This is a genomic window from Reyranella sp. GW821-FHT12G01 (assembly GCF_058806575.1).
Window position 1 is genome coordinate 506,755 of record NZ_JBXAPV010000002.1, and the last position, 23,921, is coordinate 530,675.

At 65.6% G+C, this 23,921-nt stretch carries 22 protein-coding genes and 1 tRNA gene; 9 read left to right on the plus strand and 14 right to left on the minus strand.

Annotation, left to right across the window (positions count from 1 at the left end; translation table 11 throughout):
• Positions 1-10 precede the first annotated feature (10 nt).
• The gene (locus AC1RP5_RS21895) at positions 11-526 is read left to right on the plus strand and encodes an EF-hand domain-containing protein (RefSeq protein WP_493114239.1); all 516 of its coding nucleotides are present in this window, start codon (positions 11-13) and stop codon (positions 524-526) included.
• Positions 527-580: 54 nt separating this feature from the next.
• Here AC1RP5_RS21895 and AC1RP5_RS21900 read toward each other — a convergent pair whose 3' ends face one another.
• From AC1RP5_RS21900 to AC1RP5_RS21925, 6 genes are all read right to left on the minus strand, one after another.
• A complete protein-coding gene (locus AC1RP5_RS21900) occupies positions 581-1,801 on the minus strand; it encodes an ABC transporter substrate-binding protein (protein ID WP_493114241.1) in 1,221 nt (406 codons plus the stop codon).
• Between the two features lie 133 nt (positions 1,802-1,934).
• Positions 1,935-3,104, minus strand: coding sequence for an ABC transporter substrate-binding protein (locus tag AC1RP5_RS21905; protein ID WP_493115243.1), 1,170 nt, complete (start codon positions 3,102-3,104; stop codon positions 1,935-1,937).
• 180 nt (positions 3,105-3,284) lie between these two features.
• Positions 3,285-4,292 carry a branched-chain amino acid ABC transporter permease gene (locus tag AC1RP5_RS21910; RefSeq protein ID WP_493114242.1) on the minus strand — a complete coding sequence of 336 codons (1,008 nt, stop codon included), beginning with the start codon at positions 4,290-4,292 and terminating at the stop codon, positions 3,285-3,287.
• A gap of 2 nt (positions 4,293-4,294) precedes the next feature.
• Complete coding sequence (locus AC1RP5_RS21915; RefSeq protein ID WP_493114244.1) at positions 4,295-5,200, minus strand: branched-chain amino acid ABC transporter permease; 906 nt, start codon at positions 5,198-5,200, stop codon at positions 4,295-4,297.
• A gap of 7 nt (positions 5,201-5,207) precedes the next feature.
• A complete protein-coding gene (locus AC1RP5_RS21920; protein WP_493114246.1) occupies positions 5,208-5,921 on the minus strand; it encodes an ABC transporter ATP-binding protein in 714 nt (237 codons plus the stop codon).
• Positions 5,921-6,709 (minus strand): ABC transporter ATP-binding protein, encoded by a 789-nt coding sequence (locus AC1RP5_RS21925; protein WP_493114247.1) that lies wholly within the window; start codon positions 6,707-6,709, stop codon positions 5,921-5,923. The genes AC1RP5_RS21920 and AC1RP5_RS21925 overlap by 1 nt, the downstream gene beginning before the upstream one ends.
• Before the next feature lie 270 nt (positions 6,710-6,979).
• Between AC1RP5_RS21925 and AC1RP5_RS21930 the strand changes: the two genes are divergently transcribed.
• Entirely contained in the window at positions 6,980-8,071 is a 1,092-nt protein-coding gene (locus tag AC1RP5_RS21930) for an EF-hand domain-containing protein (RefSeq protein ID WP_493114249.1), read from the plus strand.
• Positions 8,072-8,167: 96 nt separating this feature from the next.
• On the opposite strand, the gene glmS is transcribed toward AC1RP5_RS21930, so the two are convergent.
• Positions 8,168-9,991, minus strand: a complete 1,824-nt coding sequence (gene glmS / locus AC1RP5_RS21935; RefSeq protein ID WP_493114251.1) for a glutamine--fructose-6-phosphate transaminase (isomerizing) — start codon at positions 9,989-9,991, stop codon at positions 8,168-8,170.
• Between the two features lie 40 nt (positions 9,992-10,031).
• Complete coding sequence (gene glmU, locus AC1RP5_RS21940; RefSeq protein ID WP_493114252.1) at positions 10,032-11,408, minus strand: bifunctional UDP-N-acetylglucosamine diphosphorylase/glucosamine-1-phosphate N-acetyltransferase GlmU; 1,377 nt, start codon at positions 11,406-11,408, stop codon at positions 10,032-10,034.
• 59 nt (positions 11,409-11,467) lie between these two features.
• On the opposite strand from glmU, the gene AC1RP5_RS21945 reads away from it, so the two are divergent.
• From AC1RP5_RS21945 to AC1RP5_RS21970, 6 genes are all read left to right on the plus strand, one after another.
• Entirely contained in the window at positions 11,468-12,172 is a 705-nt protein-coding gene (locus tag AC1RP5_RS21945; RefSeq protein WP_493114254.1) for an HAD-IA family hydrolase, read from the plus strand.
• Between the two features lie 35 nt (positions 12,173-12,207).
• Positions 12,208-12,282 (plus strand) — tRNA-Val (locus AC1RP5_RS21950).
• Positions 12,283-12,816: 534 nt separating this feature from the next.
• Positions 12,817-13,620 carry a response regulator gene (locus tag AC1RP5_RS21955; RefSeq protein WP_493114255.1) on the plus strand — a complete coding sequence of 268 codons (804 nt, stop codon included), beginning with the start codon at positions 12,817-12,819 and terminating at the stop codon, positions 13,618-13,620.
• On the plus strand, positions 13,620-14,285 hold the full coding sequence (locus tag AC1RP5_RS21960; RefSeq protein ID WP_493114257.1) for an ATP-dependent Clp protease proteolytic subunit: 666 nt from the start codon (positions 13,620-13,622) through the stop codon (positions 14,283-14,285). The genes AC1RP5_RS21955 and AC1RP5_RS21960 overlap by 1 nt, the downstream gene beginning before the upstream one ends.
• Before the next feature lie 96 nt (positions 14,286-14,381).
• Positions 14,382-15,581: a multidrug effflux MFS transporter gene (locus AC1RP5_RS21965; protein WP_493114258.1), complete on the plus strand. Its 1,200-nt coding sequence runs from the start codon at positions 14,382-14,384 to the stop codon at positions 15,579-15,581.
• A 33-nt stretch (positions 15,582-15,614) separates the two neighbouring features.
• The gene (locus AC1RP5_RS21970; protein WP_493114260.1) at positions 15,615-16,667 is read left to right on the plus strand and encodes a prolyl hydroxylase family protein; all 1,053 of its coding nucleotides are present in this window, start codon (positions 15,615-15,617) and stop codon (positions 16,665-16,667) included.
• Here AC1RP5_RS21970 and AC1RP5_RS21975 read toward each other — a convergent pair.
• The 6 genes from AC1RP5_RS21975 to AC1RP5_RS22000 form a co-directional block, all read right to left on the minus strand.
• The gene (locus tag AC1RP5_RS21975) at positions 16,664-17,671 is read right to left on the minus strand and encodes a TauD/TfdA dioxygenase family protein (protein ID WP_493114261.1); all 1,008 of its coding nucleotides are present in this window, start codon (positions 17,669-17,671) and stop codon (positions 16,664-16,666) included. The genes AC1RP5_RS21970 and AC1RP5_RS21975 overlap by 4 nt on opposite strands.
• Before the next feature lie 43 nt (positions 17,672-17,714).
• Positions 17,715-19,226, minus strand: a complete 1,512-nt coding sequence (locus tag AC1RP5_RS21980; RefSeq protein ID WP_493114262.1) for a M81 family metallopeptidase — start codon at positions 19,224-19,226, stop codon at positions 17,715-17,717.
• 155 nt (positions 19,227-19,381) lie between these two features.
• Entirely contained in the window at positions 19,382-19,930 is a 549-nt protein-coding gene (locus AC1RP5_RS21985; RefSeq protein ID WP_493114264.1) for a carboxymuconolactone decarboxylase family protein, read from the minus strand.
• Between the two features lie 57 nt (positions 19,931-19,987).
• Positions 19,988-20,656 carry a ChrR family anti-sigma-E factor gene (locus AC1RP5_RS21990; RefSeq protein WP_493114266.1) on the minus strand — a complete coding sequence of 223 codons (669 nt, stop codon included), beginning with the start codon at positions 20,654-20,656 and terminating at the stop codon, positions 19,988-19,990.
• Positions 20,653-21,210 carry a sigma-70 family RNA polymerase sigma factor gene (locus AC1RP5_RS21995; RefSeq protein ID WP_493114268.1) on the minus strand — a complete coding sequence of 186 codons (558 nt, stop codon included), beginning with the start codon at positions 21,208-21,210 and terminating at the stop codon, positions 20,653-20,655. The genes AC1RP5_RS21990 and AC1RP5_RS21995 overlap by 4 nt, the downstream gene beginning before the upstream one ends.
• A 10-nt stretch (positions 21,211-21,220) precedes the next feature.
• Positions 21,221-22,618, minus strand: coding sequence for a M20 family metallopeptidase (locus tag AC1RP5_RS22000; protein ID WP_493114270.1), 1,398 nt, complete (start codon positions 22,616-22,618; stop codon positions 21,221-21,223).
• Positions 22,619-22,672: 54 nt separating this feature from the next.
• On the opposite strand from AC1RP5_RS22000, the gene AC1RP5_RS22005 reads away from it, so the two are divergent.
• Positions 22,673-23,818 (plus strand): iron-containing alcohol dehydrogenase, encoded by a 1,146-nt coding sequence (locus AC1RP5_RS22005; RefSeq protein ID WP_493114272.1) that lies wholly within the window; start codon positions 22,673-22,675, stop codon positions 23,816-23,818.
• The last annotated feature ends 103 nt before the right edge of the window (positions 23,819-23,921 follow it).

Consider the following 23,921-nt stretch of genomic DNA (forward strand, 5'->3'; position numbering starts at 1 on the left):
GGATATTCCCATGCAGAGATTTGCCCTGATTGCGACAGCCTTCCTGATGCTGGCCGGCCCCGCCCTCGCCGCCCCCGGCGATACCCAGACAGCGCCCCCGACCTCAGCCACGACGTCAGCTCCGGCGGCAACGCCCGCCCCCAGGGCCCGGGCCGCGCGGACCGACAGCGGCGTCATGCGTTACGACACCAACAAGGATGGCGCGGTCACGGCCGAGGAATGGAAGACCGGCCAGCAGGCCCGATTCAAGAGCCTCGACACCAGCGGCGACGGCAAGCTCAGCCAGGACGAGCTGTTCGCCCGCACGCCCGCCATCGGCGACAGCGTCCTGCCGACCGATCGCCAGGCGCGCAGCCAGTCCAGCTACTTCGTGCTCCTCGACACCGACAAGGACGGGTTCGTCACCCTGGCGGAATTCATGGCCGGGGCCGACCGCAACTTCGCGCGCTGCGACGTCGACAAGAACGGCCGCATCGACACCGCCGAGTGCCGCCAGGCCCTGCAGCGCAAGTCGGCCGCGCGCTAGTCTACGCATCTCCTCCCCCGCATTGGCGGGGGAGGTTTTGTGGGCGACGAGCCGTCAGGTACTCTCGGCCGCCATGACGTCGCCGAACAGCTCCCAGCTATCGTCCTTGAAGCGCGAGAGCTGGACGGCCTGGATCGGATAGAAGTCGGTCGGGCTGGTGCTGACCAGGATGCCGGGCAGCAGCAGCGGGATGCGAGTTTTCTGGAAGTTGGCCGCCTGGCGCATGACATTCTCGCGCGTGAGGTTGTCGCCGCACTTCTTCAGCGTCTCCCGCAACATCGTCGAGACGGCGAACGCGAAGACGTAATTGCCGTCGCCTTGGTTGGCACCCGGCATGTACTTGGTCATCCATTCGCGCCAGAGCTTCATCTCCTCGTCTGCGTCCCACTGCTTGTCAGTGGGATCCTTGAGGTAGGCCGCGGTGATGACGCCCTGGCTGTTCTCGAAGCCGGCCGGCTTCATGACCGAAGCGACGGACGAGGAGACGTTGTTGAGGTACTGCGCCGGCTTCCAGCCGACATCGGCCACCTTGCGGATCGCCTGCGCGGCGAACTTGGGGGTGGAGATGTTGAAGAAGACGTTGGCGCCGGAGTCCTTGAGCTGGATGACCTGGCTGTCGACCGTCGGGTCGGTGACCTCGTAAGTCACGTGCTTCACCACCCTGTTGGCGTCCTTGCCGAGGCCTTCCTTGAAGCCCTCCCAGTAATCCTTGCCGTAATCGTCGTTCTGCATCAGCACGCCGATCTTCGGGTCCTTCACATTGGACAGGATGTGCTTGGCATAGATCACGCCCTCGGTGTGGTAGTCGGGTTGGAAGCCCATCGTCCACGGGAACTCCTTGGGCTTGCCCCACTTCGAAGCGCCGGTCGACACGTAGAGATGCGGCACTTTCTTCTGGTTCACGTACTTGTGGATCGCCGTGTTGGTCGGCGTGCCCAGCGTGTTGAACAGGCAGAGCACCTTCTCCTGCTCGACCAGCTCGCGTGTCACCTCGACCGACTTCGAGGGATTGTAGCCGTCGTCGCGAGTGACGAAGACGACCTTGCGGCCGTTGATGCCGCCGGCGTCGTTGACGCTCTTCCAGTAGGCCTCGTGCGCCTTGCCGATGACGCCGTAGGCGGAGGCCGGGCCGCTATAGGGACAGAAGTGACCGACCTTGATCTCCTTGTCGGTCGCGCCGTCGTCGTACTTCTTCTGCGCTGACGCTGAACGGGAACCGGAAAGCAGAACCGCGGCCGACGCGCCGCCGATGAAACCACGCCTGTTGGTAATCAACGCTTCCTCCCTTGTTAGAATTAATGGGAGAAGCCTCTCGCCAAAGAGGCGGCTTGAAAAGGGCAATTTCGCCCAAAGAAAAAGGCCGCCGGGGTTACCGGCGGCCTTCATTCTCAATGCAACGAACCGGGGATCAGGAACCTTCGGCCGACATGACTTCGCCGAACAGATCCCAGCTATCGCCCTTGAACTGGGCAAGCTTGACCGACTGGATCGGATAGTAGTCGGTCGGGCTGGTGTTGATGGTGATGCCCGGGATCAGCATCGGCAGCTTGTACTTTTGGTAGTTCGCCGCCTGCTTCATGACGTTGTCGCGCGTCAGGTCGTCGCCGCACTTCTTCAGCGTCTCGTGCATGAGGTTGGCGACCGAGTAGCCGAACACGTGATTGGCGTCGGCCTTGTTGGCGCCGGGCATCCACTTGTCCATCCAGGCGACCCAGGCCTTCATGTCCTCGTGGCTGTCCCACTGCTTGTCGGTCGGGTCCATCAGGTACTGCGCCGTGATGATGCCCTGGCAGTTCTCGAAGCCGGCCGGCTTCATCACCGAGCCCACCGAGGCGGACACGTTGTTGAGATACTGCGCCGGCTTCCAGCCGAGATCGGCGACCTTGCGGATCGCCTGGGCGGCGGCCTTCGGCGTCGCGATGTTGAAGAAGACGTTGGCGCCGGAGTCCTTCAGCTGGATGATCTGGCTGTCGACCGTCGGGTCGGTGGCCTCATAGGTCACGTGCTTGACGACCTTGCCGGTCTCCTTGCCGAGGCCTTCCTTGAAGCCTTCCCAGTAGTCCTTGCCGTAGTCGTCGTTCTGCATGAGGACGGCGATCTTGGCGTCCTTGATGTTGGCCAGGATGTGCTTGGCGTAGATCGCGCCTTCGGTGTGGTAGTCGGGCTGGAAGCCCATCGTCCACGGGAATTCCTTGGGCTTGCCCCACTTCGACGCGCCGGTGGCGACGTAGAGCATCGGCACCTTCTTCTGGTTCATGTACTTGTGGATGGCGGTGTTGGTGGCCGTGCCCAGCGTGTTGAAGGTGCAGAGCACCTTGTCCTGCTCGACGAGCTGGCGCACCAGCTCGACGATCTTGGCCGGGTTGTAGCCGTCGTCGAGGGTGATGAACTTGATCTTGCGGCCCTTGACGCCGCCGGCGTCGTTGACGCTCTTCCAGTAGGCCTCGAGCGTCTTGCCGATCTGGCCGTAGGACGAAGCCGGACCGCTATAGGGGCCGGTATGGCCGATCTTGATCTCGGTGTCGGTCGCGCCGTCGGAATACTTCTTCTGCGCCGAGGCGACCTTCGCGCCGCCCATCAGTGCCAGGGCGGACGCACCGCCCACGAAACCACGCCTGCTCGTACCCACGTTAAACCTCCCTTGTTGAACCTATGCCCGTTGAAAGACTTTCCGGATCTTCACCCACTGGATGTTTAACCGGATTCCGGCCGGAATGAAGGCCGCCCCAAGGCGGCTTTCCGCATTCCGACCCGGATCTCAGCCCCGCGCCGCCTTGAACTTGCGGTAGGCCATGTAGACGCCGCCCACGACGCCCATCGGCATCAGGTAGATGATCACGATCAGCAGGACGCCGAAGACCGTATAGGCCGACAGGTCGAACGGCAGGCCGAGATCGTTCTTCACGAACTGCGTCAGCGACTGCGCCGAGTTGTCGACCAGCACGTAGAAGATGCCACCGACCACCGAGCCGGCCAGCGAGCCGATGCCGCCGACGACCAGACCGATCAGGAACTTGATGGACAGGAAGATGCCGAAGCTGTCGGGCGCCACGAAAGCGATGGCTGAGGCCGACAGGGCGCCAGCGATGCCGGTGTACGCCGCGCTGATGCCGAAGGTCACCGTCTTGTAGAGCGACGTGTCGATGCCCATCGTGTCGGCCGCCAGGTATTGATCGCGGATCGCCATCATGGCGCGGCCACTGCGGCTGTTCAGCATGTTGGCCGCCGCCCAGAACAGCACGATCATGACCACGAGGCAGAAATAATAGAGCCACTGGTCTTCGCTGAGCGGCAGGCCGAACGGCACCTCGGGCTTCATCAGCACGATGCCCTGCACGCCGCCGGTGAGACCTTCGAGCCACTTGTATTTCAGGATCTGCGGCACCGCGAGCGCCAGCGCGAAGGTCGCGAGCGCGAGGTAATGCCCTTCGAGCTTCAGCGCCGGCAGGCCGAACAGGTAACCGACGATGAAGCAGACGATGGCCGCTGCCGGGATCGTGGCCCAGTAGGGCACGTTCAGCTTGTCCATCAGGATCGCCGCCGTATAGGCGCCGACCGCGTAGAAGGCGCCATGGCCCAGCGAGAACTGGCCGTTGAAGCCGGTGAGCAGGTTGAGGCCCAGCACCGCGATCGAGGCGATGATCATGGTGCTGACCAGGAACAGGCGGTAGTCGGAGACGACATCGGGGAGCACCGGCTGCAGCAGCGGCACCAGGATCGCCAGCGCGACGATGCCGTAGACCCAGCGGTTCGACGAGGCGGCCATGATCAGACCCTCCTCACGACGACCCGGCCGAACAGGCCGGCGGGTTTAACCGTCAGGACGAAGATGACGATGATCAGCGCCACCGTGAGCTTCTCGCCGTTGCCGATGATGTAGATGCCGGTCGCCTTCTCGATCTGGTTGCCGGCATAGGCCACCATGTTCTCGAGGATGCCGACGATGAAGCCGCCCAGCACCGCGCCCGCCGGGTTGGAGATGCCGCCGACCAGGGCGCTGGCGAAGGCATAGAGCAGGATGCCGCCCATCATGTTGGGCTCGAGATAGACGATGTGGGCGACCATGATGCCGGCCACCGCGCCGACCGAGGCCGCGAGCCCCCACCCCAGCGCCAGCATCCAGTCGACGCGGACGCCGACCAGACGGGCCATCTGCGGGTTCTGCGCCGCCGCGCGCATGGCGAGGCCAAGCGGCGTGTAGCGGAAGAACACGAACAGCAGCCCCAGCACGATCAGCGTGACCATGACCACGCCGAGCTGATGCGGCCCGATCACGCCGGCGATGCCGAAGCTGCTCTTGGGGAACGGCGACGGAAACTCCTTGATCAGGTAGCTCCAGAAGGCACCGGCCATCGAGTTGAAGATCGCCAACAGGCCGATGAACACGACGATGATCGACAGCACCGGAGCGTTGTGCAGCGGTCTCAGGATCAGCCGTTCGATCAGCACGCCCATGGCGAAGGAAATGATCACCGTCAGGATGAAGGCGACCCAGTAGCTCATCCCCCAGCTCATCAGTTGCCAGGCGATGTAGGTGCTGAACATCGCCATCTCGCCCTGGGCGAAATTGATGTGGTCGGTCGAGACGTAGATCATGACCAGCGCGAGGGCCACGCAGGCATAGATGGCGCCGTTGGCGAGGCCCGAGGCGATCTGCTGGAGAAACTGTTCCATTGCGGCCTCAGTACCCGAGGTAGGATTTGCGGACGTTCTCGTCGTTCTTCACGACGTCCGAGGGACCCGACATCACGACCTTGCCGGTTTCGAGCACGTAGGCGTGGGTGGCGAGGTCGAGCGCGAGGGCGGCGTTCTGCTCGACCAGCAGGATGCTCACCTTCTCTTCCTCGTTGATGCGCCGCAGGATGCGGAAGATCTCCAGCACGATCAGCGGCGCGAGGCCGAACGAGGGTTCGTCGAGCAGCATCAGCCGCGGGTTCAGCATCAGCGCGCGGGCGATCGCCAGCATCTGCTGCTCGCCGCCCGACAGGGTGCCGGCCTGCTGCTGGATGCGCTCCTTGAGGCGCGGGAAGTAGACGAACACGCGCTCCAGCTCGTCCTTCACCGCCTGCTTGTCCTTGCGGGTGTAGGCCGCGATGCGCAGGTTCTCGTCGACGGTCAGCGTCGTGAAGGTGCCGCGACCCTCCGGCACGTGGGCGATGCGCTGGCGGACGATCTCTTCCGTCGCCATGCCGCGGATGTTCTTGCCGTCGAAGCGGATCGTGCCGTCGGTCCGGACCATGTTGCAGATCGCGCGGAGCGTGGTCGTCTTGCCGGCGCCGTTGGCGCCCAGCAGGGTCGTGATGCCGCCCGCGGGAATCTCGAAGCCGACATCGTAGAGCGACTGGGTCTGGCCGTAGAAGGCCTTCAGTCCGCTCACCTCAAGCAGCGCAGCCATTACGCGGTCCCCAGGTAGGCGCGGATCACTTCCGGATCGCGCTGCACTTCGGCGGGCGTGCCGTCGGCGATCTTCTTGCCGAAATCGATCGCGACCACCTTGTCCGACACCGACATCACGAGGCTCATGTGATGCTCGACCAGCAGCACCGTGACGTTCTGCAGGTCGCGGACGCGCTTGATCTGGCCTTTCAGGACCTCGATCTCGTCGTGGTTCAGGCCGGCCGCCGGCTCGTCGAGCAGCAGCAGCTTGGGGCTCGACGCCAGCGCGCGGGCCAGTTCAACCCGCTTGCGGATCGGGAACGGCAGCGGGCCCGCCATGGCATGGGCGAAGGGTGCGAGGTCCATGAAGGCGATCAGTTCCTCGGCGCGCCGGGTGATCGCCTGCTCCTCGACCTTGACCTTGGGGAGCCTGAGCGCGTTCTCGAAGAAGCTGGTCGAGCTGACGCTGTGGCAACCGACCTTGACGTTGTCGAGGACCGACATCTTGTCGAACAGGGCCACGTTCTGGAACGTGCGGCCGATGCCGATCTGGGGAATGGCGTGCCGGGGCCGGTCGAGGATGGTGCGGCCCTCGAACTGAACATCGCCGCTATTGGGCGTGTAGAGCCGGCTGAGGCAGTTGAAGAGGGTCGTCTTGCCGGCGCCGTTGGGGCCGATCAGGCCGGCGATCTGGCCGGCAAAGACATCGAATGTCACGCCATCGAGGGCAATGATGCCGCCGAACCGGACGGAGACGTCGCGCACGCTCAGCAGCGGCGAGCCGTGGGATGAAGATGGTCCTGCCATGTGCGTGCTGGTTCCGCCGGCTGGTGCATTACACGCACCAACGTGGCGAAATTACCCTGTCCTCCCAAGTACTTGCGACCCTTCTTCGAGGTCTGCATTTCAATTACGATGGCGCATCCCGCGCGGGCGTGCAACTCAAATGGAAGAACGCCATGCTTTCGGCGCGATTGCGCCGCAGGTTGGCTAAGCTTTGCGGACATTGACACGCCGCGCTTTGCAACTGATACGAAAACTCCCCTTCCAAAAGCGGGCTCACCGCAAATGAACCGAATGATTCGCCCGACCCTTTTCCTGACTGTAGCCTGCCTCGCCCTCCCGGCGGCGGCCCAGACTCCCCCGACCCAGGCCTGGCCGCAGAACCGGCCGCCGGCCCAGGCCGCGCCGCCGGCCGCAGCCACCCCGCCGGCAGCGCCGCCGCCGGCCGCCGCCGCGACGGTTCCCAATGTCCCGCTGGGCGCCGCGCCGCCGATTCCGCTGCCGCAGTGGTTCATCGACATCGACGTCGACAAGAAGGGCGAGGTCACCCGCGCCGACTTCCTGAAGTACCGGATGAAGTCGTTCGAGACTCTCGACGTCAACAAGGACAACAAGCTGTCGGTCGAGGAGTTCATCAAGGTCGTCGAGCCGCCGGTGACGCCGGCCGATGCACCCGGACTGCCCCCGCTCGAGGAGCGCCGCACCCGCGCCAAAGCGGAGTTCCAGAACCTCGACACCAACCGCGACGGCTTCGTGGAGCGCGGCGAGGCCGAGGCGCTGGTCCATTCGGAGTTCAACAACTACGACACCGACCGCGACAACAAGGTCACCGAACCCGAGGTTCGCCTGATCGTCCAGCGTTCGCTGCAGCGCGAGGCCGCCGAGCGCCAGCAGGCCGAGCAGCGTCGTCGCCAGGGCATGATGACCCTGAACGAGTTCATCGACATGCAGCTCCGCCAGGGCGACGAGCTCGACAAGAACAAGGACGCCAAGATCAGCAGCCAGGAATATCTGGTCCTGGCCGGCCCCGCCGACGGTCCGCAGGCCAAGAACCTGCTGCCGTTCGACATGCGCAAGCAGATCGCCATGCGCAAGTTCGCCGAGATCGACACCAACAAGGACGGCCAGATCGACCGGGTCGAGCTCACGGCCCACGCCCTCAAGCAGTTCGGCGAGATGGACCTGAACAAGGACCGCTTCCTCAGCGAGGAAGAGTTCAAGAAGGCGCAGGAGGCGGAAGCCGCCAAGATCCGCGCCATCGTGCAGACGCTGATGCCGGCCCAGCCCGCGCAGCCGCGTCCCGCCCAGCCCCAGCCGCGCGGCGGTCAGCCCGCCCCGGCGCAGCCGTCGGGCCCGCCGCCCGGCCTGCCCCAGGGCACGCGCTAAGGCGCTCTCCAAGAATCAGAAAGCCGCGGAACCGAAAGGTCCCACGGCTTTTTTAATGCGCCGGCTTCGGCGGATCCTCGCCTATTCGCCCACCGTCTATTCGACGGTCACGCTCTTGGCGAGATTGCGCGGCTGGTCGACGTCGGTGCCCTTGGCGATGGCGGTGTAATACGCCAGCAACTGCACCGGGATCGTGTAGAGGATCGGCGCAACGACCGGATCGACCGTCGGCATCGTGAGCGTGGCGACCGAGTGCGGTCCGAGGCGCTTCACGCCGTCGGCGTCGCTCAGCAACACAAGCTTGCCGCCGCGCGCCTTCACTTGCTCGAAGTTCGAGGCGGTCTTGTCGAACAGCGAATCGTTGGGCGCGACCACCACGACCGGGACCAGCTCGTCGATCAGCGCGATCGGTCCGTGCTTCATCTCGCCGGCGGCATAGCCCTCGGCGTGGATGTAGGAGATTTCCTTCAGCTTCAGCGCGCCCTCGAGCGCCACCGGGAAGGATGTGCCGCGGCCGAGATAGAGAACGTCGCGCGCTTCGGCGAGCACGTTGTCGGCGATGGCGCGGTACTGCGCCTCCATGTTCATCGCCTCGTTGATGAGCGCCGGCAGCTCGATCAGCGCCGCCACGTAACGAGCCTCGTCTTCCGGCGACAGCGTGCCGCGCGCGCGGCCGGCGGCGATCGCCGTGGCCAGCAGGACGGTCTGCTGCGTGGTCGTGGCCTTGGTCGAGCAGACGCTGATCTCGGGGCCGGCCAGAGTATGCAGCACGACGTTCGCCTCGCGGGCAATCGCGCTCTCCGGCACGTTCACCACCGACAGGATCGTCTGCTTCTGGGACTTGGCGTAACGCACCGCAGCCAGCGTGTCGGCCGTCTCGCCCGACTGGGACACCGCGATGCAGACGCCGCCCTCGGGCAGCGGCGGCGCGCGGTAGCGGAACTCCGAGCCCAGCTCGACCTCGACCGGCAGGCGCGCGATCTGCTCGAACCAGTACTTGGCGACCATGCAAACATAGAAGGCGCCGCCGCAGCCCGTCATGGTGATGCGGCTTACCTTGTTCCAGTCGAACGGCAGCGCCGGCAGGGCGACCGTCCGGGTCGCCGGATCGATGTAGCTGTGCAGCGTGTCGCCGATCACCGCCGGCTGCTCGTGGATCTCCTTCAGCATGAAGTGGCGATGGTTGCCCTTGCCCATCATCGCGCCGCTGAGCCCGGTCTGCCGGATCTCGCGCTTCACCTCGGTGGTGCCCTGGTAGACCGTGCAGCCGTCGGCGTGCACCACCACCCAATCCTCGTCCTCGAGGTAGCTGACCCGCTTGGTGAAGGGCGCCAGCGCCAGCGCGTCGGTGCCGATGTACATCTCGCCGTCGCCGTAGCCCACGGCGAGCGAGCTGCCGCGACGGGCGCCCATCAGCAGGTCGTGGCGGCCGCTGAACAGCACGGCCAGCGCGAAGGCGCCGCGCAGCCGCTCCATCGCCTTAGCCATCGCCTGCTCCGGCGACATCTGCTTCTCGAGGTAAGAGGTGATGAGCTGCGCCACCACCTCGGTGTCGGTGTCGCTGTCGAAACGGCGGCCCTCGGCCTCCATCTCGGCCTTCAGCTCCTGGAAGTTCTCGATGATGCCGTTGTGCACGATCGCGACCCGGTCGGTGGCGATCGGATGGGCATTGCGCTCCGAGGGCTTGCCGTGGGTGGCCCAGCGGGTGTGGCCGATGCCGATCGTGCCGGCCAGCGGCTCGGCGGCGAGCCGCGCCTCGAGGTTCACCAGCTTGCCCTCGGCCCGGCGGCGATCGATATGGCCGTTCACCAATGTGGCGACACCCGCCGAGTCGTAGCCGCGATATTCGAGCCGCTTCAGCGCGTCGACCAGCAGGGGCGTGACGGGCGCTTTTCCGATGATACCGATGATGCCGCACATGGGGTCAGTCTCGACTGAGAAGGTGGCAAATAGAGGGTGGCTATTTCTTCTTGTTGGCCCGCTCGGCAGCTGCCTTTTTGGCGGCGACCGAACGGTCGCGCAGTTTCGCACGAAGCGCTGTTGCCCGCCCCTTCTTTGTGACCTGGCGGGCCCGGCCAAAAGCCACTGCGTCTGCGGGAATGTCTTCCGTCACCACGCTGCCCGCGGTCACGTTGGCGCCCTTGCCGACCTTGAGCGGCGCCACCAGCGAACTGTTGGAGCCGATGAACACGTCGGCGCCGATCACCGTGCGGTGCTTGCCGTAGCCATCGTAGTTCACCGCGATCGTGCCGGCCCCGATGTTGCTCCCCGCGCCGATGTCGGCATCGCCAAGATAGGCCAGGTGATTGGCCTTGGCGCCCTGGCCCATGCGCGTGGCCTTGAGCTCCACGAAGTTGCCGATATGGACGTCGTCGGCGACCTCGGAGCCCGGCCGAATGCGCGCAAACGGCCCGATGATCGCGCCCTTGCCGATACGCACGCCCTCGATGTCGCAAAACGCCTTGATCACCGTGTTCGCGCCGACGCTGACGCCCAGGCCGAAGCGCACGTTGGGACCGATCGTGACGTCGGTGCCGAACTTCGTATCGGCCGACAGCCAGACCGTGCCGGGATCGGTCATGGTGACGCCACCCATCATGGCCGCGTGGCGCAGGCGCTGCTGCAGCGCCTGCTCGGCCACCGCCAGCTCGGCGCGGGAATTGATGCCCTGGAACTCCGCCTCCTCGCCCGCCACGGCGATCGCCTTGTGGCCGGCGGCGCGCGCCAGGCGCACCGCGTCGGTGAGGTAGAATTCGCGCTTCACATTGTCGTCGCGGATCGCGCCCAGCAACGAGGCGATCAGCTTGCCGTCGATGCACATCACGCCGGAATTGGAGAAGGCGACCGCCCGCTCCTTGGCGTCGGCATCCTTGCTCTCGACGATCTTCACCAGCTCGCCGTCTTCCACGATCAGCCGGCCGTAGGGCGTGGGATCGCGGGCGATGAAACCCAGTACGCCCACCGCCGCCTTCGCCTTGCGGCAGGCCGCCACCAGCTTCTGCAGGCTGGCCGTCGTCACCAGCGGCGCGTCGCCGAACACGACCAGCACCGGCCCGTCATGTCCCTTCAGCGCGCCGAGGGCCGCCTTTGCAGCATGCCCGGTGCCCAGCGGCTTGTCCTGGACAGCCGTCGGATGCGGCGCGAAGGCCTTGGCCACCTCGGTCGCGCCGGGCGCGATCACGCCCACGATCCGGGACGGCTTCAGCGCGGCTGCATTGGCCAGCACGTGGGCCACCATGGGCCGGTTGGCCAGGGGATGCAGGACCTTCGGCAGGGCCGACTTCATGCGGGTTCCGGCGCCGGCTGCGAGAACGACCACGGCAATGGGTGATTTCATGCCCGTCCGATGCCACGGGGCTGGCGGACGGGCAAGACGGATGTGCTAGAGAAAACGGCATGCAGACCGATGCCGAAAAACTCATCACCGCCCGCTTCGACACCGTCCTCTACGACCTCGACGGCACCCTGATCGACAGCGCCAAGGACATGCAGCTCGCCGTCAGCAACGTGCTGGCCGACCATGGCCTGCCCCCCGTGACCGAGGACGACGTCCGGATTTTCATGGGCCAGGGCAGCAAGGTCACGATGAACAAGGCCTTCACCAAGCACGGCCGGTCGCTGGACGACGAGGCGTTGACCGCCGTGACGCGGGAGTTCGTGCGCTATTACGAGGCCGATCCGATCAGCCACACGACGGCCTTCGCCGGCGTGGCCGACGTGGTCACCGCCTTCGCCCGCCTCGGCATGAAGCAGGGCGTCTGCACCAACAAGTTCGAGAAGCCCTCGCGCATGATCCTCGAACACCTGAAGCTGATGCCGCCGATCAGCGACGTGGCCGGCGCCGACAGCTTCCCGGTGCGCAAGCCCGACCCGCGCCACATCCTGATGCTGCTGGAGCGCATGGGCGGCGACCCGAAACGCGCCGTCATGATCGGCGATTCGACGCACGATGCCGAAGCCGCCCGCGGCGCCGGCATTCCGGCGGTTCTGGTGAGCTGGGGCTATACGGCGAAGCCCGCCAGCGAACTGGGCGCCGACGCCGTGATCGACCGTTTCGACGCCCTTCCCGAGGCGCTGGCGAGGCTCGCTGCAGGGCGTTGACGATTCGCTCGGTTATCCCTATACGCACGCCTTCCGGGCGCTTAGCTCAGCGGGAGAGCACACCCTTCACACGGGTGGGGTCGTAGGTTCAATCCCTACAGCGCCCACCATCTACCCTCCGGAAATTACTGAACAATTTGTTCTCGCCCCTCATGCCGACCTTGCATGAGAGGGCGTGAACGTGCGCGGAACACGGGGCAAGAGCGGGGTAAATGTTCCGCTATTGGTCTCCGAAATGCCGGGTACTGAACTTAGGTTTCCGCCTCGGGCCGGTGTGAGGCCTGCTGCTGTGGGGAGCATGGAGGTTGATCCCCATAGACAAATGGTGGCCGCTCGCTGCCCTGCCGGTCTCGATCGTCGTCGGGTTGCTGTATCTGGAACTGACGGCTGTATTTGGCGCAGGGTCTTATTTCTTCCAACTCATCCGGCTCTTCCATCCAATCTGAGGAAGGCAGCGCTGCATCCTGGCATGAGTGTCTTCGAGCGAAGGGCGCCAAAACGGACTCATCAATAGATGGTTGCCACGTACGCAACTTCTCACAGCTTTGTTCGTTGTCACCGCGGAAGTTTTTCGTGGCGTTGCTTAGCTTAGGGGCGCGGGGGACATGGATAATTCTTCTGTTGATGGGCATCTGAAGCAGCTCATGGTCGACAGCCTGCCGGATTTCGGTTTGGTCGTGCTCGACACCGACGGCAAGGTGTTGAGCTGGAACAAGGGGGCGCAGGGGTTGCTGGGCTATACCGCGGACGAAGCGGTCGGCCAGCCTTTCTCCCGGATCGTTCCGTCGGAGACTCTCGATCGGAACGGCGCGCCGCCTTCTCTGGCCATCGCGAGAAAGAACGGCCGGCACGAGGAGATCTGCCAGCGAACGCACAGCGACGGCACCGATTTCGAGGTCCGGGAAGTCGTGATCCCGCTGCGCGACCGCAAGCATACCCTGGTGGCCTTCGGCCTCATGATGCAGTCCCCCGGCACCCCGTGGAGCGCTTTGGGCAACGCGGGAGCGGGCATGGGACGGTCGGCGACGGTGCCGGCGAAGAAGACCAAGAAGGTTCTGCTGGTCGATGACGACGATTTCGTCCGGGCCACGGCGGCGAACCTGCTGGATGATCTCGGCTACGAGGTTCTCGAAGCGGCCAGCGGCGGAGAGGCGCTCGGCTTGCTGGCGCGCGACGAGGGTATCGACGTGATCTTCACGGACGTCATGATGCCCGGCGGGATCGGCGGCGGCGAACTCGCCGAACAGGCGAGACAGATCCGGCCCGGCATCAAGATCCTGTTCACCTCTGGCTATTTCCAGGAGGCCCTTGTCCGCAAGGGCAGCATCACGGCGAACACCCAGCTGCTGGTGAAGCCCTATCGCCGGCGGGATCTCGCCAAGGCGCTTGGGAAGATCCTGGCGGACGAGATCCGCGGGGCCGACGACATTCTCCTGGCGGGCGAGTGATGAATACGCCCGGTTCGGTGCGCCGCTTTTGGGCGGCGGCCCCTCTCTCTGCGCTCATCGCGGCTTTGGTGGCCACGACCCTCCTTGCGTGGGCCGCCGCGCCCGCCATGGCCATGACATTCTCAACGCTGAACCTGCCCGATGGGCAGCGGATCGTGCTGGCCCAAGGGCCGATCACCGAGGGCGACGCCGGCCGGTTGCGCATCGCGCTTCAAGCCGCCGATCGCGATGCGTCGGGACACAAGGTGCTGGCGCTCGATAGCCCCGGCGGCCAGGTCATCGAGGCCTTCGCAATGGTCGATGTCATGGACAAGGAAAGAGTCGCAACCGTGGTGCGGCCTGGCGCCAGCTGCGCCTCGGCCTGCGCCCAGGTCCTGTTCCTGTCGGGCCGCCATCGCACGCTCGAAGGGGACGGCCGGATCGGACTGCACACCTGCCACATCGCTGGCGACCGCAGCCGAGTCATGGTCTGCAATGAGCTGATCGCGCAGAACGCGTTGGCACGCGGCACGCCGTACGACGCGATCATGGCCTTCATGCACCTCACGCCGGCCACGCAAATGCGCTGGCTCACCGCGCCCGAGGCCGATTGCTGGGGCTTCACCAGAGCGCCCGCCGACTCGAAGGGCGCGGTCAAGCCCATCCGGGTGAAGGCGTGCTTCTGATCGGCGGCGACCCGGCAGCGGACACTGCCCCGCGCGGCTAAAGGCTGCTATTGAGCCTGCCATTCCGCCTTTCGCGGACACGTGAAATTGCCGCGCATGCGTACGACCAAACCGCCGATCTGGCTGCTGATGAGCGCCACCGTCTCCTCGCAGATCGCGCTGACCATCTACCTGCCGTCCCTGCCGACCATCGCGCGAGACCTGAACGTCTCCTACGGCACCGCGCAGCTGACGCTGTCGATCTACCTGTTCGCGTTCGCCTTCGCCCAATTGGCCGTCGGGCCGCTCTCGGACAGGCTGGGCCGTCGTCCGGTGCTGCTGGTCAGCCTCGCCATCTTCACGATCGGCTGCGTCTGCTGCGCGCTGAGCCCGACGATCGAAACCCTCATCGCATCTCGGCTGGTCCAGGCCTGCGGCGCCTGCGGCAGCGTGGTGCTGGGCCGCGCCATCGTGCGCGACAGCCGGACCGGTCCCGAAGCTCCGCGCGCGATGGGCTACATGGCCTCGTCCATGGCGCTCGCACCGGCGCTCTCACCGCTTCTGGGCGGCCAGCTGCTCAGCTTCTTCGGCTGGCGCAGCAATTTCTGGTTCACCGCCATGTTCGGGTTCGCGGTATTGGTCCTGGTCTGGCGCATACTCGGTGAGACCGCGCCGAAGGCGGCGCCTCGCACGACGGGCGTGGTGCGCGACTATGTCGACGGCTTCCGCGCGGTGCTGCGCGAGCGCCGGTTCATCGGCCTCATGATCGCGGCGACCTGCGCGTCGGCCGGCTTCAATGTCTTCTTCTCAGGCGGCCCCATCCTGCTGATCCAGGTCATGGGCGTCGCCGCCGAACTGTTCGGCTGGTTCACGCTCGCCTGGGCGGGCAACTTCGTGGTCGGCAGCCTGGTCTCAAGCCGCCTGCAGGGGCGGGTGAGCAGCCTGCTCCTGATCCCGCTGGGACAGGGCGTGCTCACCCTGGGGGCGACGGCGATGATCGTGACGGCCGCCCTTGGCTACGTCACGCCGATGGTGCTGATCGTGCCGCTGATCCTGATGGGCTGGGGCAACGGCCTCAACATGCCGAATGCGATGGCGAACGCGCTGATCTCGGTGCCCGCCAACCGGGTCGGCGCGGCCTCGGCGCTGATGGGCTTCGTGCAGATGATCACCGCCGCGGTACTGACCCTGCTGGTCGGCTACGTGCCGCACGACACGCAGATGAACATCGGCATCGGCGTCGCCGTTACCGGCATCGTCGGCCTAGTCGGCTGGTGGACGCTGGTGCGGCGGTCGCCTGCGCAGGCGGCCGGTTAGGCGCGACGATCCGGTATCCTGTACATTCGAGAGATGACAAACACGCTGTCCCTCCGACCCGGTGACCGTCTTCCCGACTTCGTACTGCCGGGGCTCGACGGAAAGCTCCGGAAGTTCATCTGGTCGTTCGGTGGCGATCCCGTCGCGCTGCTCGTCGTGGCGGATCTCGCCGCACTCGATGTCGAGCAGTTCGCGGGCCTGCGCGTGGCCTGTAGTGCCGCGTCGACGAAGATCGTCGTCATTGCCGGCAATCCCGTCGCGGCGGCCGGGCCTCTCTGGAAGAAGCTCGGCCTCCTGCCCGAAGAACCGCTGCTGCTGTGCGACGACAAGGGCCAGTTCCTGCCGGCGCTTCTCTCTCCTTCCGGCGCGGTGTCGTTCGGCCAGGGCATGGGCATGCGCCAGAGGGTCGTCGTGCTCGACGCCAACCAGCGGGTCGCGACCACCTTCGACACGCGCGCCCTGCTCGCGGCCACCGAAACGATCGGCGGAGTGGCCCAGTCGGTACGGTCCGACGGTGGCGCGGGCACGCTTCTCAACACCGCCATGGCGCCCGTGCTGGTCCTGCCGCGCGTCTTCGAGCCGGACTTCTGCACCCAGCTCATCCGGCTGTGGGGCAAGGGCGACCACAAGGACGGTGGCGTCTCGAGCCGCTACGGCAATGTCGACATGTCGAAGCTGAAGCAGACCGAGGATTACACCATCGTCGAGCCGATGATGATGAAGGCGGTGTCCGATCGCCTCGCCTATCGCATCGGACCGGAGCTCACCAAGGTCTTCGCCTTCGATCGCGAGTTCACCTTCGATGCGCATGTCGTGCTGTCCTACAGCGCCGAGGGACAGCATTTCTTCTCCGCGCACCGCGACAACGGCGCGCCGACCACGGCCGACCGCGCCTTCGCCGTGTCGCTGAACCTCAACGACGATTTCGAGGGCGGCGAGCTGGTGTTTCCGGAATATGCCGGGGTGAGGGTCAGCCCGCCGGCGGGCGCGGCGGCGGTCTTCTCCTGCGCCCTGCTCCACAAGGTCGGCCCCGTGACCCGGGGCCGCCGCTATGTGCTGACGACCTTCTTCCGTCAGAAGCGCTAGGCAGCCGTCGCCGGAATCCAGCTCTTCTTCTCGCCGGCGTAATAGGCGCCGGGATTGCCGTGCACCGTCGTGCGCCACATCAGGCGGCCTTCGCGATCGCCATCGAACCACGTGGCAGCATGGACGAGGCAGCGATTGTCCCAGATCAGGAGATCGCCGTCGGTCCATTCATGGGCGTAGCAGAAGCGACGCTCGGTGAAGTGGGCCATGATCTCGTCGAGCAGCTTGGCGCCCTCGCCGTGCGGACCGGGTTCCATGCCGACGAACGGGCCCTCGAACCAGTCCATCTGGCCCCACTCACACAGGAACAGCGACTTCTCACCCGTCACCGGATGGGTGCGCACGACCGGCTGCGGCTGCGAGCGCTCGTGGACGGCGAAGGCGCGCGGCGTGCGCCCCGAGAGCGCTGCGTCGCGCGAACGGCCGCTGCCCGGCTGGGCGTGCAGGCCGACCAGCGTGTCGACCTTGGCCTTGAGCGCCGGCGGCAGCGCTGCGTAGGCCAGGATGCCGTTGGCGAACAGGGTCTGGCCGGTGTCCTTCTCGGCCGGCGTCACCGCATAGAAGAGCGAGATGTCCGGCGGCGGCCGGCGATAGCTCTGGTCGGTGTGCCAACCCTTGCGATGGGGATACTGCGTCGGAATGAGCCCGTCGGCCGCAAGCGGCGGGTCGGGCCGCTTGGGCGGCGCCTTGCTGACCGGCGCCATATTCGACACCAGCAGAATCTCGGGCACCGACACATGCACCGACGACAGGTTCGTGAGCGTATGGCGATAGTCCTCGACCTCGGGACCGAAGACGCGGCTCAAGCGGATCAGCAGATCGGGATCGTCCGTGATGCCGTGCATCCCCTGGATCAGCAGCAGCCCCTTCGCCTCGGCCAGTGCGGCCGGGAGAGCCTTGGGATCGGCCTCGGCCGCGGCGACGATCCTGGCGGCATCGCCGTCGAGCCGCAGCGTTGCGCCAAAGGACGCGCCGGGAAACGGCGCTTCGCGTGTGATGTTCATGCCCATCCTCATGCCAGTGTCATGCCAAGATTCAGGCCTAGGCTCACGCCCGCTGCCCCGCATAGGGATCGTTGATGCCGTCGAACGGCCAGATCGGCCGCCGCAGCTTGGTGAACTTGAGCCGCGAGATGTCCGGCGAGCAGATGCCGCCCGAATCCACGAGAATGATCTCGCGGGCGATCGGCGCATAGGCCGCGCGGAAGTGCTGCACGCTCTTCACCACCACCACGCTCTTGGTACGCGGATCGATGCCCTGGCTCAGGAAGACCTGCAGGTCGATCGTCTGGATGCGGTTGGAGATGGTGACGACGTCGATGCCGCCGAGGCGCAGCACAGCGGTCGGGCCCATCGAGGTCTCGACGCCGGCATTCATCGGCCCGTCGTTCTTGAACGAACCGTCGGACAGCATCTTGACGAGGGCTTTCGCCTTCACCGGTCCGCCCATCGACGGATCGGTATGGCCGCCCAGCACGACGTCGATCTCCGCGCCGACGCCGGCCTCGATGGCCTGTTGCACCGTGCCCGGATCGAAGATCGTGCCGAAGGCGACGTTCTGGACGTCGGCGTCGATCAGCGCCTGCAGCACCGGCGTCGTGTCGTTGTAGCCGCCACCTCCCGGATTGTCGGTGCCGTCGGCTACGACCAGCGGGCCTTCCTTGCCGACGCCGGCCTTGGCCGCGGCGATCGCGTCGGAGACCGGCTTGAAGGCCGACGAGTTCTCGTCGCGTCGCTTCCAGATCTCGTCGAGGATCGCCGCCGCCACTTCCTTGGCGCGCTTCTCGGCCGCCGGCTCGTGGCTCACCGCGATCGACGGGCCGGTATAGGGAATGTCGGCCCAGGTGAAGCCTGCCTGGATGCTCACGACATTGATGCCGGGCTCCTTCTCGAAGGCATCGGCCTTGGCCAGCAGGTCGCGCATCAGGCCGGGCTGAGTGGTCTTGCCGTGATCGGCGCCGTCCAGCATCGCCGGCTGGATCAGCAGGCACTTCGGGGTCTTCTTGCCCTCCAGCGCCTCCTGGACCAGCGCCGCGGCCTGCACCGCGCGCTCGTAGCCGTCGATGTGCGGATAGGTGCGGTAGCTCACCAGTGCGTTGGCGTTGCGCGCCATCTTGATCGTCGCGTTGGCGTGCAGATCGAGCGTGGCGACAACAGGAATCTCAGGCCCAACGATGGCCCGCAGCGCCTCGAGCAGCGCGCCCTCGGCATCGTCCTCGGTGTCGGTGACCGCAGCACCATGCAGCGAGAGGCAAATCGCGTCGAGCTTGCCCGCCTTCTTCGCGGCATTGAGGATCAGGTCGCGGATGTGCTCCCAGGTCTCCTTGGTGAGCTTGCCCGACGGCGTCGCATTGGCCGCCGCCGCCCAGACCGGCTCCCAGCCGTACTTCTTCACAGAGTCGATATAGCCGCCGACTTCGTTCTTTGTGCCGGTGAAGCGCGGCACCATCTCCTCGCCCTCGATCAGCCAGCGCTTGCGGTAATCCTCCAGCGTGGTCTTGAGTTTGCTGAAGGTATTGGTCTCGTGCATGAACTGCGCGATCAGGACGCGGTACGCCATCTCTTTACTCCTAGTCTTCCATCCCTCCTCCCCATTCAAATGGGGAGGTGCCCCGTCATCGGGGCGGAGGGGTCATGCTCTTTGTGCACTTCCTGACCCCTCCGTCGTCGCAAGACGACGACACCTCCCCCGATGACGGGGGAGGAATTTGATAGCTACAGCTTGGCGGTCTTGAGCCACTCGGCCTGGCCTTCTTCGCCCTCGACGCCCGTGGTTTCGAGGAAGCGGCAGACCATCATGTAGTAACCGATGGTCAGGGTGAGCTCGACCAGCGCGCCTGGCGTCAGGAAGGCCTGCACCGCCTTCAGAGTCTTGTCGGATGCCTTGACGTTGCGCACGACGTCGTCGGTAAAGCGCAGCACGGATTTTTCGTTGTCGTCGAAGGCCGGCGCCTCGATGGTGGCGTCGCGCAGGGCGGCAATCTTGTCCTCGGTCACGCCGACTTCGCGGCCGATGCGCTCGTGCTGGAACACCTCGTAGGCGGTGCGGCTGAGGCGCCCGACCCGGATGATGGCTAGTTCGCGCAGCACCGGATTCAATTCGCAGCGATAGAGCAGCCCGTTGCCCATGCGCAGGAAGCCCTTCGCGCCCTGCTCGGAGTTCGCCAGCATCTTGTAGATGTTGAGCATCGGATTGAGCTTGCCGAGAAGTTCGGCGTGCTTACCGGTGGCGTTTTCGACTTCGTAGTACGGAATGCGCGGCATGAGATCCCCTTTTGAGACCTCAAACCTGAAGGGAAGCCCTTAGCGGGTCAACGCCGCTCAGATCCACCCGCGACTGACCAGCGGATTGAGCCAGCGGCCCCACGGACCGGTCAGCACGATGGGCTTCTCGACCACGATCATCGCGATGCAGGGTTCGCCAGGATCGGCGATCGGCTCGTGCCGTTCGTCGCCCGGTCCAACCGCGAAGTCGCCGACGCCGTAGTTGCCGGTTTCGTCGGTGTAGCCGCCCTGGAGGACGACGGTGTACTCGTAGCCCTTGTGCTTGTGCTGCGGCAGTCCCTTGCCCGCTTCCAGTCTCAACAGCGAAACGCGATGGAAGTCGCCCGGCAGATCGAGCCGAATCTCCTCGAAGTCGCCGATCACGCGACGCCAATCCATGCCGGGCCGCAGATGCGGCATCAGCGGCGCCGGCGCCCAGTCGAAACGCGGATCGCGGCGTACGGCAGATGACGGTCGCGGCTCCACCGGAGTCTCGTCCAAGCGAGCCAGCGCGCGTTCGAGAGCGTCATCGTCGAGGTCGACTGCAAATTTGGAATCGGGCTCCCGCTCGATGAGCGCTCCACCCATGGCATTCAGCCGATCGACCGTCCGCCTGGATTGCGGATCAAGTGCAACATGCAACGCCACGGCGAGCCCCGGACCGGCAGGCAGCGTGCCCGCGGCGTAGTCCAGCAGCAGTTCCTCGGGCGCCGGATGGCGGCTCATGGCTCGTCTTTCTCCAGCGCATCCCGCAGGCGTGCCAACGCCAGGCGAATGCGCGACTTTACTGTGCCGAGAGGCAGCTTCAGCTCCTCGGCGATGACCGTGTGCGTCTTGTCTTCGAAGAATGCCTTTTCGATCACTACGAGTTGATCGGCTGACAATCCCGCAAGCAGCTCTTTCACCCTCGTATACGTCTGCCCCGCGAGAACGGATTTGTCGGCATCGTCGTCTTCGGGTGCAAATACCGTGAGCCAATCTTCCGTATCGATCGCCGGCCGGTTGTTGCGCCGCAGATGGTCGATTCGTTTGTTGCGGGCGATCGTATACAGCCACGTGGCGGCCGACGCCCGCGTCCGATCGAAGCTGGCGGCTTTCCGCCACACCATGATGAGAGCTTCCTGAGCGACTTCCTGCGCAGCTTCGGCGTCCGCCCCGCTGCGCATGATGAAAGCCTTCACTCGCGGCGCATAATGGCGAAAAAGGCTCGCAAAAGCGGCGCGATCCTGACGGGTCGCGATGGCTTCGATCAGGTCCGCGGCCTCGTCGGCTGACAGCATTGAGGGCAGCTTACCCCGGTCGACCCTGCGACCCCAAATCCCAGAACAGGCCGGTCATGAGCCGGAGCCCGTCGCGGGCGACCGGCGCCAGCAGGTGCTCGTCCGGTGCGTGCTGCGAGCACGCCGCGTAGGAGTGCGGCACCCAGACGGTCGGCAGGCCGAGAATGTCGGTGAAGACTTCGTTCGGCAGCGAACCACCGAGATTGGGCAGCATGTTGGGCTTCTGCCCCGCCGTCTTCTCGATCGAGTTCGATGCAAATTTCGCCCACGGGTTCTCCGGGTCGAGGCGCGTGGCGTTCATGATGACATCGCGCGCCTGGGTGATCTCGATCATGCCGAACCCATGCTTCTCGAGATGGCGGCGCAGCGCCGGGATGATGTCGTGCGGATCGGTGCCGACGACGAAGCGCAGCTGGCAGTAGGCGATGGCGCTGGGCGGGATGGCGTTGACCGGCCGGTCGGGGTTGCCGGTCTTGAAGGCCAGCACCTCGAAGCTGTTCCAGCCGAACACGCGCTCGACCGGCGTCAGCGACTTCTCGCCCCAATCCTCATTGATCTCGGGCGCGCCCTCGCCGGCATCGACATGCGCATCGGCCAGCGCCGCGCGGATCGAATTGGTGAGAGTCTTGGGACGCCACTCCGGCACTTTGATCTGGCCGCGCTCGTCGGTGATGGTCGCCAGCGCATGGGCCATGATGATGCCCGGGTTGGCCAGCAGGCCGCCCCAGTTGCCCGAGTGATGGCCGCCCTCGCGCATGGTGAGCGAGAGGTTGAAGTTCAGCGTGCCCCGCGTGCCGCCGAAGATGGTCGGCCGGCGATGGTCGAGCCGCGGCCCATCGGAGCCGATCAGCGCATCGGCCTTCAGAGCGTCCTTGTTGGCCTTGCAGAAATCGCCGAGGCCGGGCGAGCCCGTCTCCTCGCCGGTCTCGATCAGGATCGTCGAGTTGAAGCCCAGCGAGCCGCCGCGCTCCTGCATCACGCAGGCGAGGGCCGCAATGTTGATCGTGTGCTGGCCTTTGTTGTCGGCCGTGCCGCGGCCGTACATCTTCTCGCCCTCGATCACGATCTTCCAGGGCGATAGGCCCGAACGCCACTGCTCCTCCTGGCCGCGGATCACGTCGCCATGGCCGTAGGTCAGCACGGTCGGCTTGGACGGGTCCTCGACCCGGCGGGCGATCAGGAACGGGCCGTATTCGCTGCGCGGGTTGGGCAGCACGGTGCACTCGTAGCCCAGCTTCTGCAGCGACTCGGTCATCTCGCCGGAGACGTATTGCTGCAGGGCGGGCATCGAGCCCTGCTCCTGGCTGGTCGTGGGGATGGCGACGCGGCGCTGCAGCTCCTCGAGGAAGCCGCCATCGTCGAAATATTTCTCTGCGCGGGCGATCGCGCCATCCCGTGTGCCGGTCATGCTTTTCCTTGCCTGGTTATGCCGTCACGATAGCAAAATTACGGGAGAAAGAGCATGACCGCCTCGGGCCGCGTCGTTTTCAGCAGGATGGAAGAAGTAATCTTCGGCCGGCCCGCCGCCCGGGCCGTGGCGGAGCTGGTCGAGCGCCAGGGCGCCTCCCGCGTCTTCCTGATGGTGAGCGGCACCTTGAACCGCGAGACCGACGAAATCGAGAAGCTGCGCCGGGCGCTAGGCAACAAATGCGTCGGCACCTTCGACAGAATGCCCGCCCATTCGCCGCGTGCCGCCGTGGTGGCCGCCGCCGAGCAGGCCCGCGAGGCCAAGGCCGATCTCATCGTGACCCTGGGCGGCGGCTCGATCACCGATGCCGCCAAGGCCGTCCAGCTCTGCCTCGCCAACGACGTCCGCACGCCCGCGGACATGGACCGGATTCGCGGCCAGTCGGACGTGAAGCCGCCGACGGTGCGGCAGATCTCGATCCCCACGACCCTCTCGGCCGGCGAATTCTCAGCCATCGCCGGGGTCACCAACGAAGAGACGAAGGTGAAGGAGATGTTCCGCCATCCCCTCACCATTCCGCAGGCCGTCATCCTCGATCCCGAAGTGACGCGCCATACGCCGATGTGGCTCCTGCTCTCGACCGGCATCCGCGCCGTCGATCACTGCGTCGAGGGCGTGTGCTCCCTCGAATCGACCGAGTTCAGCAATGCTTCGTCGCTGCATGGCCTGTCGCTGCTGGCGCGCGGCCTGCCCCGCGTGAAGGCCGATCCTACCGACATGGCGGCGCGCCTCGACTGCCAGACTGGCTCATGGCTCTCGATGGCGGGCATCGCCGCCGGTGTGCCGATGGGCGCGAGCCACGGCATCGGCTACGTGCTGGGCGCCGTGTTCGACGTCCCGCACGGCCATACGTCCTGCATCATGCTGCCTTCGGTGATGCGCTGGAACAAGCCGGCCAACGCCGACCGCCAGACGCTGATCGCCAATGCCATGGGCCATCCCGGCAAGGACGCCGGTGACGTGCTCGATCAGTTCATCCGCGGCCTCGACATGCCGCGTAGTCTCTCCGACGTGCAGATCGGCCGTGAGCATTTCGATCGCATCGCCCAGCAGGCGATGGGTACGCCCTGGGTGCCCCGCAATCCGCGCCCGATCCCGACGCCCGCCGAAGTCAAAGAGATCCTGGAGATCGCGGCGTAACTCTTCTTCCGCTCGGCACGCGACCGTCTCGCGACATTGAATACTCTCAATGTCGAAAGTCCGATCTAGTCGTTGACTGCCTTCACGATAGGCGAGATTTTCA